The sequence below is a fragment of the Pseudomonas sp. GL_135 genome (genome assembly GCF_057834665.1).
The window spans coordinates 1,854,653-1,869,111 of the sequence record NZ_CM174408.1 but is presented as its reverse complement, the minus strand read 5'-3'; the positions used below and the strand labels follow the sequence as shown (position 1 = coordinate 1,869,111).

The window sequence follows — 14,459 nt, the reverse complement described above, 5'->3', positions numbered from 1 at the left end:
CATGACCCCTGATATCAGCACCACCCAAAAAGCCTACCGCGCCGCCATCATTCACAGCATCGCCGACCCTGCCGAAGTGGCGGTGGAAGCATCGTACGAGTATTTCGAAGACGGCCTGATGGTGGTCGAAAACGGCAAGATCATTGCCCTCGGCAATGCCGAAGACCTGCTCGGCACGCTCGCCACCGACGTCGAAATCGTCAGCTATCAGGACGCCCTGATCACCGCCGGTTTCATCGACACCCACATCCATTTGCCACAGACCGGCATGGTCGGTTCCTACGGCGAGCAGTTACTCGACTGGCTGAATACCTACGTGTTTCCCTGCGAGAGACAGTTCGAAGACCCCGAGCATTCGGCGCAGGTGGCTGACATCTTTCTCAAGGAATTGCTGCGCAATGGCACCACCACCGCGCTGGTGTTCGGCAGTCGTCACAAGGAGTCGGTGGAGGCACTGTTCAGTGCCGCCGAGAAGCTCAATCTGCGCCTGATCGCCGGCAAGGTGATGATGGACCGTAACGCGCCTGATTATCTGGTGGACACCGCTGAGTCCAGCTATGTCGACAGCAAGGCGCTGATCGAGCGCTGGCATGGCAAGGGCCGGCTGCATTACGCCGTCACCCCGCGCTTCGCCCCGACCAGCACGCCTGAGCAATTGACCCTCGCCGGCCAGTTACTGACTGAATACCCCGACCTGTACATGCAGACCCACATCAGTGAAAACCTGAAGGAGGTCGAGTGGGTCAAGGCGCTGTTCCCGGAGCGCAAGAATTACCTGGACGTGTACGACCATTTCAACCTGCTCGGCGAGCGCTCGGTCTTCGCCCACGGCGTGCATCTGTGTGACGAAGAGTGTGAGCGCCTGGCGGAAACCGGGTCAGCCATCGCCTTCTGCCCGACCTCCAACTTCTTCCTCGGCAGTGGGCTGTTCAACTTGCCGATGGCCGAAAAGCACAAGGTCAATGTAGGACTCGGAACAGACGTCGGCGCTGGCACCAGTTTCTCGCTGCTGCACACGCTGAACGAGGCGTACAAAGTGATGCAGCTGCAAGGCGCCAGGTTGAGCCCGTTCAAATCGCTTTATCTGGCGACGCTGGGCGGCGCAAGGGCGCTGCGGCTGGAAGACAAGATCGGCAATCTGCAGCCGGGCAGCGAAGCGGACTTTGTCGTGCTGGATTTCAACGCCACCTCGTTGCTCTCCTACCGCATGAGTCAGGCGACGAGCATCGAAGAGCAGCTGTTTGTGTTGATGACCCTGGGGGATGACCGGACCGTGAGCGAAACGTATTCGGCGGGGGCGCTGGTGCATAAGCGTTAGGGGCTTGGTCGGGAATGCATTTTGCCAGTCAGGCCAGATGTGGCTGACCCCCCGCATTCGTGAGCAAGCTCACTCCCACAGGTCCTCGGTCCGACCAGAGTTACCAGAGTCAGCACACAACTGGTGGGAGCGACCGGGGTGGCGCTCCACCTTGCTCGCGAAGACTGAGGTACATCCAACACTAATCCGTCAGCTAAGCCACCGCATTCGTGAGCAAGCTCACTCCCACAGGTCCTCGGTCCGACCAGAGTTACCAGAGTCAGCACAGAACTGGTGGGAGCGACCGGGGTGGCGCTCCACCTTGCTCGCGAAGACTGAGGTACATCCAACACCAATCCGTCAGCTGTGCCGCAGCATTCGTGAGCAAGCCCACTCCCACAAGTGATGTGCTTGCCCAGAATGCTGTGCTTCCTCCAAAGGTATATTCGCCACAGGTTGTGCGGCGAACTGGCGGGGTTAGACCGCGGTGCTGCGCCCTGCTTTTTTCTTCGGCAGCATCAGGTGCGAGAACACAGCATGGAGGTCGTCGGAGGCGCTGTCTTCGTCGAGGTTGAGCTTGCTGTCGATGTGATCCATGTGATGCATCATCAGGTTCACCGCCAGGGTAGCGTCGCGGGCTTCGATGGCGTCGATCAACTGGGTGTGTTCATCGTACGAGCAGTGCGAGCGGTTGCCGCTTTCGTACTGGGCGATGATCAGCGAGGTCTGCGAGACCAGGCTGCGCTGGAAGCTGATCAGCGGGGCGTTTTTCGCCGCTTCCGCCAGCTTCAGATGGAATTCCCCCGACAGACGAATACCCGCCCCGCGATCCCCTTTCGAAAAACTGTCGCGCTCGTCGCTGACCATCTGGCGCAACTCGCTGAGCTGTTCCGCCGTGGCGTGCTCGACCGCCAGTTCGGTGATTGCCTTCTCCACCAGACGCCGGGCGAAGAACACCTGTCGTGCCTCTTCGACGCTCGGGCTGGCCACCACCGCGCCACGATTCGGACGCAGCAGCACCACGCCTTCGTGGGCCAGACGCGACAATGCGCGACGAATGATGGTGCGGCTGACGCCGAATATCTCACCGAGGGCTTCTTCGCTCAGCTTGGTGCCGGGCGCCAGACGCTGTTCGAGAATCGCCTCGAAAATGTGCGCGTAGACGATGTCGTCCTGGGTGCCGCTACGGCCGGACTTGGCCGTGCGTGAGTGTTTCTTGAGGGGTTGCAACTGATCGTTCATGGGCACTCGTGGTAACAGAATCCGGCGCGGGGCCTTGCCGTGATCAGGGCGGGTACGACCACTGTTGGCGCAACCAATAGCAGATATCCCGGCAAAGTCACAGTAAAAGTAATGGCGCATTGTACACAGCGGGCACCGTCTGCACAGGCCCGGAAATGACGGGGCGTTATGCACACAATCCGCCAAATATTCCGTACACGATCGAAAACATTATTTGCATTATTTGTATACAAAAGCATAATCCCTTCGTGCACGTTTCTGACCTTTCAGTCAACAAATCAACCTGACAGGTCCACACGCCTCCTGGAGCCCGCAACCGGCTTTGTCATAACAACAAAAACGTCCCGAGGATTTCACTGTGGAAAGTCGCAAAACCGAAGCCACGCCGCTGGATCTCACGCTGCCGCGCAAAGGCCTGCTTGAACGCCTCTTCAAGCTCAGCCTGCACGGCACGACCGTCCGAACCGAGCTGCTGGCAGGGCTCACGACCTTCATCACCATGGCCTACATCATCTTCGTCAACCCCAACATCATGGCCGACGCCGGCATTGATCATGGCGCGGCGTTCGTGGCGACTTGCATCGCCGCCGCGCTGGGTTGTCTGTTGATGGGGCTGTACGCCAACTGGCCGGTGGGCCTGGCGCCGGGGATGGGCCTGAACGCGTTCTTCACCTACACCGTCGTCGGGACCATGGGCTACAGCTGGGAAACGGCATTGGGCGCGGTGTTCGTGTCGGGCGTGATCTTCATGGTCCTGACCCTGTCGCGGATCCGCGAATGGTTGCTCAACAGCATCCCGGTCAGCCTGCGTTACGCCATGGGCGCAGGGGTCGGTATGTTTCTCGGGCTGATCGGCCTGAAGACCGCCGGCATCGTGGTCGACAGCCCGGCGACGCTGATCAAACTTGGTTCGTTGCGCGAGCCCGGTCCGCTGCTCGCCGCCATCTGCTTTCTGATGATTGCCGTGCTCAGTTATCACCGGGTGTTCGGCGCGATCCTCATCAGCATCATCACGGTGACGCTGGCCGGTTGGGGCCTGGGGCTGGTGCATTACAACGGCATCTTTTCCATGCCGCCGAGCCTGGCGCCGACCTGGATGGCCATGGACCTGGCGGGCGTGTTCAACGTCAGCATGATCAGCGTGGTGCTGGCGTTTTTGTTCGTGCACATGTTCGACACCGCCGGCACGCTCATGGGTGTCGCACAGCGCGCCGGTTTGGTGCGCGAAGACGGTCGCATTGAGAACCTGTCGCGGGCCTTGAAGGCGGACAGCGCATCCAGCGTGTTCGGTGCGATGGTCGGTGTGCCGCCGGTCACCAGCTACGTGGAAAGCGCTTCGGGCGTGGCGGCCGGGGGTCGGACTGGTCTGACCGCCGTGACCGTGGGCGTGCTGTTCGTGGCGGCGATGTTCTTCGCCCCGCTGGCTGGCATGATTCCCGCTTACGCGACCGCAGGTGCATTGATTTACGTGGCGATGCTGATGATGGGCGGCATGGCGCACATCGATTGGGACGAAGCCACCGACAGCATTCCGGCGATCGTCACGGCGATCATGATGCCGCTGACGTTTTCGGTGGCGGACGGGATTGCGCTGGGGTTCATCACCTACGTGGTGCTCAAGGCCGGCACAGGCCGCCACCGGGAAATCTCCATCAGCCTGTGGGTGCTTTGCGCGATCTTCATCGCCAAGTTCGTGTTTTTGTAACGCTGTCCGGCTGCCGCACTGCTGATGGATGGCAGTCGTAACCGCTCATGACCTGAAGCGCCGCGCAGCCCGCGGCGTTTGCGCTTTCGAATAAACAAGGAGAACACCCCATGACACTGGAGACCTGGCTGCTGTTCAGCGGCGCGGCGTTGGTGGTCATTCTGATTCCGGGCCCGCTGTCACTGCTGATGATCGGCAACAGCCTGAATTACGGCCTGCTGCGCTCCTACCCCGCCTTCCTCGGCGGCGTCTGCGCATCGATCTGCCTGCTCAGCGCTTCAGCCCTGGGACTGGGCGCCTTGCTATTGGCGTCCGAGCAGTTGTTCAGCGCCTTGAAAATCGTCGGCGGCCTGTACCTGTTTTACCTCGCCTGGCAGAGCTGGAAACAGTCGCGCCGGCCCGCCACCGCCGCCGAAGTGCCCGAGGCGTCCAGCAAACCGGCGTTTGGCTCGCTGTTCTGGCGCGCCTTCGTGCTGGGCGGCAGCAACCCGAAAGACATCCTGTTTTTCGCTGCCTTTCTGCCGCAGTTTCTCAAGGCCGATGAGCCGTTTTTCGGCCAGTTGATCACCATGATCATCACCTGGACCGTCCTCGACCTGAGCTGCAAATTGTTCTACGGCCTCAGCGCCCAAGGCGCGGCCCGCTATCTGCGTACGGGCAAGGGCCAGACCTGGTTCAACCGCATCAGCGCCGGCCTGTTCGGCACTGCGGGCACCGTCGCCCTGATCAGCCGCTGACGTCTTAAAAGCCACAAACTCGGGGCAGAAACCGAGGGCAAAAAAAAGCCCGCAGTGTGGGCGGGCAAGAGGAACAGGGGGAGCAGCAAACGGCAGCAATCTAGCTGCCGCGATAGGTCGAATAGCTGTAAGGCGAAATCAGCAGTGGCACGTGGTAATGGTCTTGCCCGGCGTCGATGCCGAAGCGCAGCACCACTTCATCGAGAAACGCCTGCGTGCCGGACTGCACGCCTTTGCCGCGAAAGTACTCGCCGGCCTGAAACTGCAATTGATAGACGCCAGACCGGTAGTCATCGCCCTGCAACAGCGGTGCGTCGCAGCGGCCGTCGCTATTGGTGACCGCCTCGGCGACTTTCTCCAGCCGGTCACCCTCGACCCGATAAAGCAAAACGCGGATGGAGCTGCCGGGGCAGCCATGTGCAGCGTCCAGCACGTGCGTGGTGAGTCGTCCCATGGCGTGTCGTTGCCTCATTCAGTGAGAGATTAAGAGATGGCCTGCACCCTAAAAGGGCATCAGCGGTAAGACATGGGCAGGATTAAGACAGTTCGAGCGCAGATTGTACACAATTAAAATCGCCTAAATTTTCACTGATCACCCGCCGCGGCCCCGTACCCCGGATAGCGACACAAGCCAGATGAATACGCGATAACAAGCGCCATATCTGACCACTCAGGCAGGTTTCTTGCACAGTGATCCCATGAGGCCGAGAGTGGCGGGAAGTGAAAAAACAGGGTTACAAGTTGTAAATAAAGTTGTATACAATCTCACCATCGCAACGACCGTCGCGGCACCTTGATGCATCGCCCTGACGACCACCGCCACAGAACACAGGCTAGATAAGGAAGATTGCAGTGAGCGCCGACTACCCACGCGACCTGATCGGTTACGGCAGTAACCCGCCCCATCCCCGCTGGCCAGGCAATGCCCGTATCGCGCTGTCGTTCGTGCTCAATTACGAGGAAGGCGGCGAGCGCAACATTCTGCATGGCGACAAGGAGTCCGAAGCGTTCCTCTCCGAAATGGTCGCCGCGCAACCGCTGCAGGGCCAGCGCAACATGAGCATGGAATCGCTCTATGAATACGGCAGCCGCGCCGGCGTGTGGCGCGTGCTCAAGCTGTTCAAGCAATTCGACATCCCGCTCACCATTTTCGCTGTGGCCATGGCCGCCCAGCGTCATCCGGACGTGATCCGCGCCATGGTCGACGCCGGCCATGAGATCTGCAGCCACGGCTATCGCTGGATCGACTACCAGAACATGGACGAGGCCCAGGAGCGCGAGCACATGCTCGAAGCGATCCGCATCCTCACCGAACTCACCGGTGAACGTCCACTGGGCTGGTACACCGGGCGCACCGGCCCCAACACCCGGCGGCTGGTGATGGAGGAAGGCGGGTTTCTCTACGACTGCGACACCTACGACGACGACCTGCCCTACTGGGAGCCGAACACCCCCACCGGCAAGCCGCATCTGGTGATCCCCTACACCCTGGACACCAACGACATGCGTTTCACCCAGGTGCAGGGTTTCAATAAGGGCGATGACTTTTTCGATTACCTGAAAGACGCCTTCGACGTGCTCTACGCCGAAGGGGCCGAGGCGCCGAAAATGCTCTCGATCGGCCTGCACTGCCGGTTGATCGGCCGCCCTGCCCGACTGGCGTCGCTGCGACGTTTTCTTGAGTACGTCAAAGGTCACGAGCAGGTCTGGTTCGCCCGTCGCGTCGAGATCGCGCAGCATTGGCACCAGGTTCATCCCTTCAACGGAGCTGCCGAATGAGCCGTTTTCAGACCCTGACGCCCTCTTCCCTCAGCCGCGACGAATTCGTTCACGCTTTTGCTGACATCTACGAACACTCGCCCTGGGTTGCCGAACAGGCGTACGACCGGGGCCAGCTGCACGAGCTCGATGAGATCGAGACGCTGCACGCACGCATGAGCGACATCCTGTTGAGTGCCGATCACGCCGCGCAACTGGCGCTGATCAACGCTCACCCGGACCTTGCCGGCAAAGCCGCCGTGCAAGGCCAACTGACCGAAGCCAGTACCTCTGAACAGGCTGGCGCCGGTATCCACCAATGCACGGCCGAAGAGTTTCAGCGCTTCACCGAGCTGAACGACGCCTACAAGGCCAAGTTCGCGTTCCCCTTCATCATGGCGGTAAAAGGCAGCAACCGGCATCAGATCCTCGCGGCCTTCGAGACGCGCATTCACAACACGGCCGACGCCGAGTTCGCCTGCGCCCTCGCCGAGATCAACAAGATCGCGATGTTCCGCCTGCAAGCCCTCTGACCGACCGATCCCACGCCCACTACCAAAGGCAGACAAAAAGAATGAAAGCTTACGCCGCACCCTTCGAGAAGTTCGTCAACCTGGCCGATGCGCGTCTGGGGACGAAGATCCTTTCCGTCACCGATGACTGGTTCGCCGACGCCAACCGCCTGTTCCAGCCGACCCCGGCGGTCTGGAAAGAAGGCGTGTTCGACGACAACGGCAAGTGGATGGACGGCTGGGAGTCGCGCCGCAAGCGCTTCGAAGGTTACGACAGTGCAGTGATCCGTCTGGGCGTTGCCGGTTCGATCAAGGGCGTGGACATCGACACCTCGTTCTTCACCGGCAACTACCCGCCATCGGCCTCGCTGGAAGCGTGCTTCCTGGCGTCGGGCGAGCCGGACGAAAACACCGTGTGGACGGAAGTGTTGCCGGCCGTGGAGCTCAAGGGCGACAGCCACCATTACCACGAGATCGGTGACGCCAAGGCTTATAGCCATTTGCGTTTCAACATCTACCCGGACGGCGGCGTGGCGCGTCTGCGGGTGTACGGCGTGCCCCATCGGGACTGGTCGGCGGTGGGTGACAACGAGCAGATCGATCTGGCCGCTGCGTTGAATGGTGGTCGTGCACTGGCCTGCTCCGACGAGCATTTCGGGCGCATGAGCAACATCCTTAACCCGGGCCGTGGCGTGAACATGGGCGACGGCTGGGAAACCGCCCGTCGCCGCACCCCTGGCAATGACTGGGTGATCGTGGCGCTGGGGCATCCCGGTGAAGTGGAGCAGATCGTCGTCGACACCCTGCACTTCAAGGGCAACTACCCGGACAGCTGCTCGATTCAGGCCGCCTTCGTCAAAGGCGGCACCGACAGCCAGATTGAAACCCAGAGCCTGTTCTGGCGCGAACTGCTGCCGAGCCAGAAGCTGGAAATGCACGCCGAACACACCTTCGTCGAGCAGATCAAGGCGCTGGGGCCGATTACCCATATCCGCCTGAACGTGTTCCCGGATGGCGGCGTGAGCCGGTTGCGGGTGTTGGGCAAGGTTGCGAAGTAAACGCTTGGCCCCTCATGACTGATGGTTCCCACGCTCCGCGTGGTAACCCCTTTGCGGACGCTCCGCGTCCAGGGTGACGCAGAGCGTCAGGGGATGCATTCCCACGCGGAGCGTGGGAACGATCACCAATCCACCAAACATGAACAGAAGACCCCGCATGCGCACACTGATCATCGAGCCGTTGACCAAGGCAGCCTTCGCCCCGTTTGGCGATGTCATCGAAACCGACGGCAGCGATCATTTCATGATCAACAACGGCTCGACCATGCGCTTCCATCGTCTGGCCGAGGTTGAAACGGCGACGCCGGACGACAAGGCGATCATCAGCATCTTCCGCGCCGAGGCGCTGGAGATGCCGTTGACCATCAGCATGCTGGAGCGCCACCCGCTGGGCAGCCAGGCGTTCATTCCGCTGCTCGGCCATCCTTTTCTGGTCGTGGTCGCGCCACTTGGCGATGCACCTGAACCCGAGTTGACCCGCGCCTTCATCACCAATGGCAGGCAGGGTGTTAATTACCATCGCGGCGTCTGGCACCACCCGGTGCTGACGATCGAAAAGCGGGATGACTTCCTGGTGGTTGATCGCAGTGGCAGTGGCAATAACTGCGATGAGCATTTCTTCGAAGAGAGTCAGAAGATGGTTCTCGATCCCCAACTATAAGAAGGGCCCGACCACCCGTTAAGCGGTGGAAGGCAAAGGGTAAAGACTGTGGCTGCACATCTGATGGAATGGCTGAATCTGGGCGTGCGCTGGATTCACATGATCGTCGGGATCGCCTGGATCGGCGCGTCCTTTTATTTCGTCTGGCTGGAGAACAACCTCAACCGCGCCAACCCCCGTGACGGTCTGTCGGGCGACCTCTGGGCGATTCACGGCGGCGGTATCTACCACCTGGAAAAGTACAAACTGGCGCCGCCGACCATGCCGGACGACCTGCACTGGTTCAAATGGGAAGCCTACTGGACCTGGATGTCGGGCGTCGCGCTGCTGTGCATCGTGTTCTATTCCAACCCCACCCTTTACCTGCTGGCACCCGGCAGCACGCTGAGCGGTGGCGCAGGCATCGCCATTGGCGTCGGCTCATTGATCGCCAGCTGGACGATCTACGACATCCTCTGCGATTCGCCGCTGGGCAAGCGTCCTGCCCTGCTGGGCCTGGTGCTGTTCGTGCTGGTCATCGCGGCCTGCTTCGGCTTCAGCCAGGTGTTCAGCGGGCGGGCGGCTTACCTGCACACCGGTGCGATCATCGGCACCATCATGGTCGGCAACGTGCTGCGCATCATTATGCCGGCCCAGCGCGCGCTGGTCGCCGCCATCGCCGAGAACCGCACGCCGGACCCGTCGCTGCCTGCCAAAGGCCTGCTGCGTTCACGGCACAACAACTACTTCACCCTGCCGGTGCTGTTCATCATGATCAGCAACCACTTCCCGAGCACCTATGGCAGTCAGTACAACTGGCTGATTCTGGCCGGGATCGCGGTGTGTGCGGTGCTGGTGCGTCACTTCTTCAACACCCGTCACAACAGCCACAAATACGCCTGGGCCTTGCCGGTCGGGGCATTGGGAATGATTTGCCTGGCCTACGTCACCGGCCCGGCGCAAATGACCCGTGGCCCGGACGTGGCGGAGAAAATTCAGTACCAGCCGCTGCCGGGTACGGCCATTGGCGGTCATCGCGCTGATGAGCCGAAGCCTGAGGTCGCGCCAGCGCCAGCCCCTGCAGCCGCCCCGGCACCTACCGCAGAGGTCACAGCCCAACCGGCGCAAGCCAGCAGCGGCGGCGTGGATTTCGAGAAGGTCCACAGCGTGATTCAGGAACGCTGCACCGTCTGCCACTCTGCCAAACCCACCAGCCCGCTGTTCAGCAGCGCGCCGGCCGGGATCATGTTCGATACGCCGCAACAGATCCAGCAACTGGCCCCGCGCATTCAGGCCCAGGCGGTGACCGCGCAGATCATGCCGCTGGGCAACATCACCCAGATGACCCAACAGGAACGTGACCTGCTGGGGCAATGGATCGATAAAGGGGCACAGACGAACTAAGCAGCTGTAAGTAGCAAGCTGCAAGCAGCAAGCTACAAGCCAAGGCAGTACGCGATCCGCTTTAGCTTGAGGCTTGCCGCTTGAAGCTTGCTGCTTCAGCCGATTCAAAGCTTCAACCCCAAAATAAAAACAAATGAGGTGTTGCATGTCCGAGTCAACTCACGCGCGCATCCCTGCCGCGCCGCCACGACAGCCCCTGCCATTGCTGCAACTGATTCTGGTGGGCCTGCAACACGTTCTGTTGATGTACGGCGGTGCCGTTGCGGTGCCGCTGATCATCGGCCAGGCCGCCGGGCTTTCCCGGGAAGAAATCGCCTTTCTGATCAACGCCGACCTGCTGGTCGCCGGCATTGCCACGGTGGTGCAATCCCTGGGCATCGGTCCGCTGGGCATCCGCATGCCGATCATGATGGGCGCCAGTTTCGCCGCCGTCGGCAGCATGGTGGCGATGGCCGGGATGAGCGGCGTCGGCCTGCCGGGGATCTTCGGCGCGACCATCGCAGCAGGCTTCTTCGGCATGCTGATCGCCCCGTTCATGTCGAAAATCGTGCGCTTCTTCCCGCCGCTGGTGACCGGCACGGTGATCACCTCGATTGGCCTGTCGCTGTTTCCGGTGGCGGTCAACTGGGCGGGCGGCGGCAGCAAGGCGGTGAGCTTCGGCGACCCGATCTACCTCGGCGTCGCCGCGCTGGTGTTGCTGACGATTTTGCTGATCAACCGCTTCATGCGCGGCTTCTGGGTGAACATCTCGGTGCTGATCGGTATGGGCCTGGGCTACATCCTCTCCGGCTTCATCGGCATGGTCGACCTCAGTGGTCTGGGTCAGGCCGAATGGCTGAAGGTGGTCACGCCCCTGCACTTCGGCCTGCCGCAGTTCAGCCTCGCGCCGATCCTGTCGATGTGCCTGGTGGTGGTGATTATCTTTGTCGAATCCACAGGAATGTTCCTCGCGCTCGGCAAGATCACCGACCGCGAAGTCACGCCCGGCATGCTGCGTCGGGGCCTGCTCTGCGACGCGGCGGCCTCGTTTCTTGCGGGCTTTCTCAACACCTTCACCCACTCCTCGTTTGCGCAGAACATCGGCTTGGTGCAGATGACCGGCGTGCGCTGCCGCTCGGTGACTATCGTCGCGGGCGGGTTTCTCATCCTCCTCAGCCTGCTGCCGAAAGCGGCCTATCTTGTGGCCTCGATTCCGCCCGCCGTACTGGGCGGCGCGGCCATCGCCATGTTCGGGATGGTCGCCGCCACCGGGATCAAGATCCTCCAGGAGGCGGACATCGCCGATCGGCGTAATCAGCTGCTGGTGGCGGTGAGCATCGGCATGGGCCTGATCCCCGTGGTGCGGCCGGAGTTCTTCAGCCAGTTGCCACAGTGGATGGGGCCGATCACCCACAGCGGCATCGCCATGGCGACATTGAGCGCCGTGCTGCTGAACCTGCTGTTCAACGTGCTGGGCGGTGCCGAGCGTGCAGCGATGGCCGGGCCGCTGCATTCACACTGAGGGGTTGCCCTGTTTTCGACGGGAGTGCGCTGTCACAGAGCACTTGAGCACGGCTGCGCGAGTCAGTATCCTCCGCCGCCGCTCGAATTCAGTCCAATAACAACACTGCAACTAACCTGACTGACCGGACAACTCTCCGATCAGCCCGTGCATCTTCCAAACGGCATCGATAAATCGACTGTTCTTTAAACAGCCGGCAGGACTTTTTTGTCTTTTTTCAAGGTGTTGGCTCAGCTCTTGCTATTCACTCAAAGCTGACCAAACAGACAACTTAGTTAATTAAACCCAAGGCGCCATAACAGAGCGTCCGTTCGAAAAAAACCACGACGTCAATCCAAGGGAGTCTTACATGAACCGCACGCTTTCCAGCCTGATGGCCGCCAGTAGCCTGCTGGCCGCCGCGCCTGCCATGTCGGGTGATCTGCTGCAGTGGCAGAGCAACAGCCTGACTTACCTTTACGGCAAGAACTTCGCCGTGAACCCTGAGAACCAGCAGACGTTCACCTACGAACATGCCGATGGCTGGAAATACGGCGATAACTTCGTCTTCCTCGATTACATCAGCTACAACGGCAAAAAAGACGGCAGCCTGGGCAATGCATCGACGTACGGGGAGATTTCCCCTCGCCTGTCCCTGGGCAAGATCTTCGATCAGACGTTTCAGCTGGGGCCGATCACTGACGTGTTGTTGGCGACGACGTACGAGTTTGGCGAAGGCGATGTCGAGTCGTACCTCATCGGCCCGGGTTTTGACTTGAAGATCCCCGGCTTCGATTATTTCCAGCTGAACTTCTACAAGCGTTACAACGACGGCCACCGCGCCGGTTACGGTGCCTGGCAGATCACCCCGGTGTGGTCTTACACGATTCCGGTGGGCAAGTCCGACATTCTCATCGACGGTTTCATGGACTGGGTCGTGGACAACAAACAGTCCAACAGCAAAGGCGATTACCACTCCAACCTGCACTTCAACCCGCAGATCAAATACGACCTGGGCAAGGCGCTTAATCTTCCGGACCGGCAGTTGTATGTGGGCGTCGAATACGATTACTGGAGCAACAAGTACGGCATCAACGACACGCGCTCTTTCGATACCGACCAGAACACCGCCAGTTTGCTGGTGAAAGTGTTTTTCTGATTGCCGCGACGCGGGGCTGGCGGGAGACCTCGCAGGCCCTTGGCACGAGGCGTCCACTGCAGAATGTCCGGGGCATTGCGCTCCGGGCAATTCATGCGCTTTTCATTTTGATACGACCGATTTTTAACTTCCGCTCCGGGATCATGGGCACCGTCGGCCACTGTCGGGCAGACACTCGAACCTCCCTGTCTGAACCACCCGGTAACTACAATGAACAAACTTCCGCAGATCACGCTCGCGTTCTGGGTCATGAAAATCTGTGCCACCACGTTAGGCGAAACAGCAGGTGACTTGCTGTCGATGACGCTCGACGTGGGTTATCTGATCAGCTCCCTTATCTTGATCAGCGTGTTTGTCGTCACGCTCATCACACAACTGGCCTCCAAACGCTATAACCCGGCGCTGTACTGGTTGGTGATTCTCTCCACCAGCACGGCGGGCACCACCATGTCCGACTTCATGGACCGCACACTGGGCCTGGGTTATGCGGCAGGTTCGGCCATTCTCGTGGCGATCCTGCTGGCGATCTTCACGGCCTGGTACTGGAGCGAAAGATCTTTGTCGGTCAGCCGTGTCACCACGCTGAAAGCCGAGCTGTTCTACTGGTTCGCGATCCTGTTCTCGAACACCCTGGGCACTGCGCTGGGCGACTTCCTGGCGGATGACTCGGGGTTGGGCTTCATGGGCGGGGCACTGCTGATCGGTTCGGCGATTGCCGTGGTCGTGGTGCTTCACTACACCACCCGGTTGTCTTCGGTGGCGTTGTTCTGGATCGCCTTCGTGCTGACTCGCCCGTTCGGCGCAACGTTGGGCGACGTGCTGACCAAACCCCATGAAAAAGGCGGGCTGGACTTCGGCACGGTGGGTTCTTCGATGGTACTGCTGGGCATTCTGGTGCTGCTGGTGGGCGCCGCCATGTATTACAACCGCAAGCCCGCGACGGCCTATGCGGTAATCAGCGACAAGTAAGGACACGCTCCATCGAAGTAAGGCGCGCTTGCCTGGGACCGAAGCACTTCAACCCTCGCTACACAGGCTGAGGTTCAACGGGCACAGGCAAATGCGGCCAGGGTCACCCCCTCAGGAATGCCCTTCCCACGGCAGCGGCTTGCCCGCTCGCACCCTCGCGTTCAGCGAGCGCAACAGGTCGAGGGGATCCCGGTCTTTCATCGCATGACTCTGCTCGTCGACCCAGGTCATGACCTGCTGCCGGTCGAGCGTCGGCCGGCGGTGCAAAATTTCAACCAGCTGCCGCTCGCAATGCTGGGCATACGCAACGACGCTGGAAAACAATGGGCTGTTCATGCTGCCGACACCTCGCCACCGAATACGCGTTCAGCCTTGATAAGGCGCCAGTTCTGCTAATGCTCCCGGTACAACCCGCCACACAATACCACTGGCGCGCCATTGAAACAGCGGCAAGCCGGTGCGGGAAAGGGACGGGGTCGGGTGGCAGTGACAATGTTG

Annotated in this window: 14 protein-coding genes; 11 read left to right on the top strand and 3 right to left on the bottom strand. The window is 60.7% G+C overall.

Annotated elements, in window-relative coordinates; all coding sequences use genetic code 11:
* The first annotated feature begins 1 nt into the window (after nucleotide 1).
* Nucleotides 2-1,318: a guanine deaminase gene (gene guaD / locus AC3ISG_RS08525; RefSeq protein ID WP_489298981.1), complete on the top strand. Its 1,317-nt coding sequence runs from the start codon at nucleotides 2-4 to the stop codon at nucleotides 1,316-1,318.
* Between the two features lie 456 nt (nucleotides 1,319-1,774).
* Here guaD and AC3ISG_RS08520 read toward each other — a convergent pair whose 3' ends face one another.
* Nucleotides 1,775-2,539 carry a GntR family transcriptional regulator gene (locus AC3ISG_RS08520; RefSeq protein ID WP_192174191.1) on the bottom strand — a complete coding sequence of 255 codons (765 nt, stop codon included), beginning with the start codon at nucleotides 2,537-2,539 and terminating at the stop codon, nucleotides 1,775-1,777.
* Between the two features lie 358 nt (nucleotides 2,540-2,897).
* Between AC3ISG_RS08520 and AC3ISG_RS08515 the strand changes: the two genes are divergently transcribed.
* Nucleotides 2,898-4,244, top strand: a complete 1,347-nt coding sequence (locus AC3ISG_RS08515; RefSeq protein ID WP_489298980.1) for an NCS2 family permease — start codon at nucleotides 2,898-2,900, stop codon at nucleotides 4,242-4,244.
* Between the two features lie 110 nt (nucleotides 4,245-4,354).
* Nucleotides 4,355-4,981: a LysE family translocator gene (locus tag AC3ISG_RS08510; RefSeq protein WP_122622641.1), complete on the top strand. Its 627-nt coding sequence runs from the start codon at nucleotides 4,355-4,357 to the stop codon at nucleotides 4,979-4,981.
* 100 nt (nucleotides 4,982-5,081) lie between these two features.
* Here the strand turns inward: AC3ISG_RS08510 and uraH are convergent, their stop codons facing one another.
* A complete protein-coding gene (gene uraH, locus AC3ISG_RS08505) occupies nucleotides 5,082-5,435 on the bottom strand; it encodes a hydroxyisourate hydrolase (RefSeq protein WP_272633870.1) in 354 nt (117 codons plus the stop codon).
* A 398-nt stretch (nucleotides 5,436-5,833) separates the two neighbouring features.
* On the opposite strand from uraH, the gene puuE reads away from it, so the two are divergent.
* The 8 genes from puuE to AC3ISG_RS08465 all read left to right on the top strand — a co-directional run bounded on the left by puuE (nucleotide 5,834) and on the right by AC3ISG_RS08465 (nucleotide 13,961).
* Nucleotides 5,834-6,760 carry an allantoinase PuuE gene (gene puuE / locus AC3ISG_RS08500; RefSeq protein WP_489298979.1) on the top strand — a complete coding sequence of 309 codons (927 nt, stop codon included), beginning with the start codon at nucleotides 5,834-5,836 and terminating at the stop codon, nucleotides 6,758-6,760.
* Nucleotides 6,757-7,272 carry a 2-oxo-4-hydroxy-4-carboxy-5-ureidoimidazoline decarboxylase gene (gene uraD, locus AC3ISG_RS08495; protein WP_205482748.1) on the top strand — a complete coding sequence of 172 codons (516 nt, stop codon included), beginning with the start codon at nucleotides 6,757-6,759 and terminating at the stop codon, nucleotides 7,270-7,272. Before puuE ends, uraD begins: the two co-directional genes overlap by 4 nt.
* A 41-nt stretch (nucleotides 7,273-7,313) precedes the next feature.
* Nucleotides 7,314-8,309 (top strand): allantoicase, encoded by a 996-nt coding sequence (gene alc / locus AC3ISG_RS08490; RefSeq protein WP_489298978.1) that lies wholly within the window; start codon nucleotides 7,314-7,316, stop codon nucleotides 8,307-8,309.
* Nucleotides 8,310-8,466: 157 nt separating this feature from the next.
* Nucleotides 8,467-8,970 (top strand): ureidoglycolate lyase, encoded by a 504-nt coding sequence (locus tag AC3ISG_RS08485; protein WP_346626677.1) that lies wholly within the window; start codon nucleotides 8,467-8,469, stop codon nucleotides 8,968-8,970.
* Nucleotides 8,971-9,018: 48 nt separating this feature from the next.
* A complete protein-coding gene (locus AC3ISG_RS08480; protein ID WP_489298977.1) occupies nucleotides 9,019-10,353 on the top strand; it encodes a urate hydroxylase PuuD in 1,335 nt (444 codons plus the stop codon).
* 145 nt (nucleotides 10,354-10,498) lie between these two features.
* Nucleotides 10,499-11,854, top strand: coding sequence for a nucleobase:cation symporter-2 family protein (locus AC3ISG_RS08475; protein WP_272633859.1), 1,356 nt, complete (start codon nucleotides 10,499-10,501; stop codon nucleotides 11,852-11,854).
* Between the two features lie 349 nt (nucleotides 11,855-12,203).
* Entirely contained in the window at nucleotides 12,204-12,992 is a 789-nt protein-coding gene (locus AC3ISG_RS08470) for an outer membrane protein OmpK (protein WP_122622634.1), read from the top strand.
* Nucleotides 12,993-13,202: 210 nt separating this feature from the next.
* Nucleotides 13,203-13,961: a COG4705 family protein gene (locus tag AC3ISG_RS08465; RefSeq protein WP_489298976.1), complete on the top strand. Its 759-nt coding sequence runs from the start codon at nucleotides 13,203-13,205 to the stop codon at nucleotides 13,959-13,961.
* Between the two features lie 111 nt (nucleotides 13,962-14,072).
* Here AC3ISG_RS08465 and AC3ISG_RS08460 read toward each other — a convergent pair whose 3' ends face one another.
* On the bottom strand, nucleotides 14,073-14,297 hold the full coding sequence (locus AC3ISG_RS08460) for a hypothetical protein (protein ID WP_065988731.1): 225 nt from the start codon (nucleotides 14,295-14,297) through the stop codon (nucleotides 14,073-14,075).
* Between the last annotated feature and the right edge of the window lie 162 nt (nucleotides 14,298-14,459).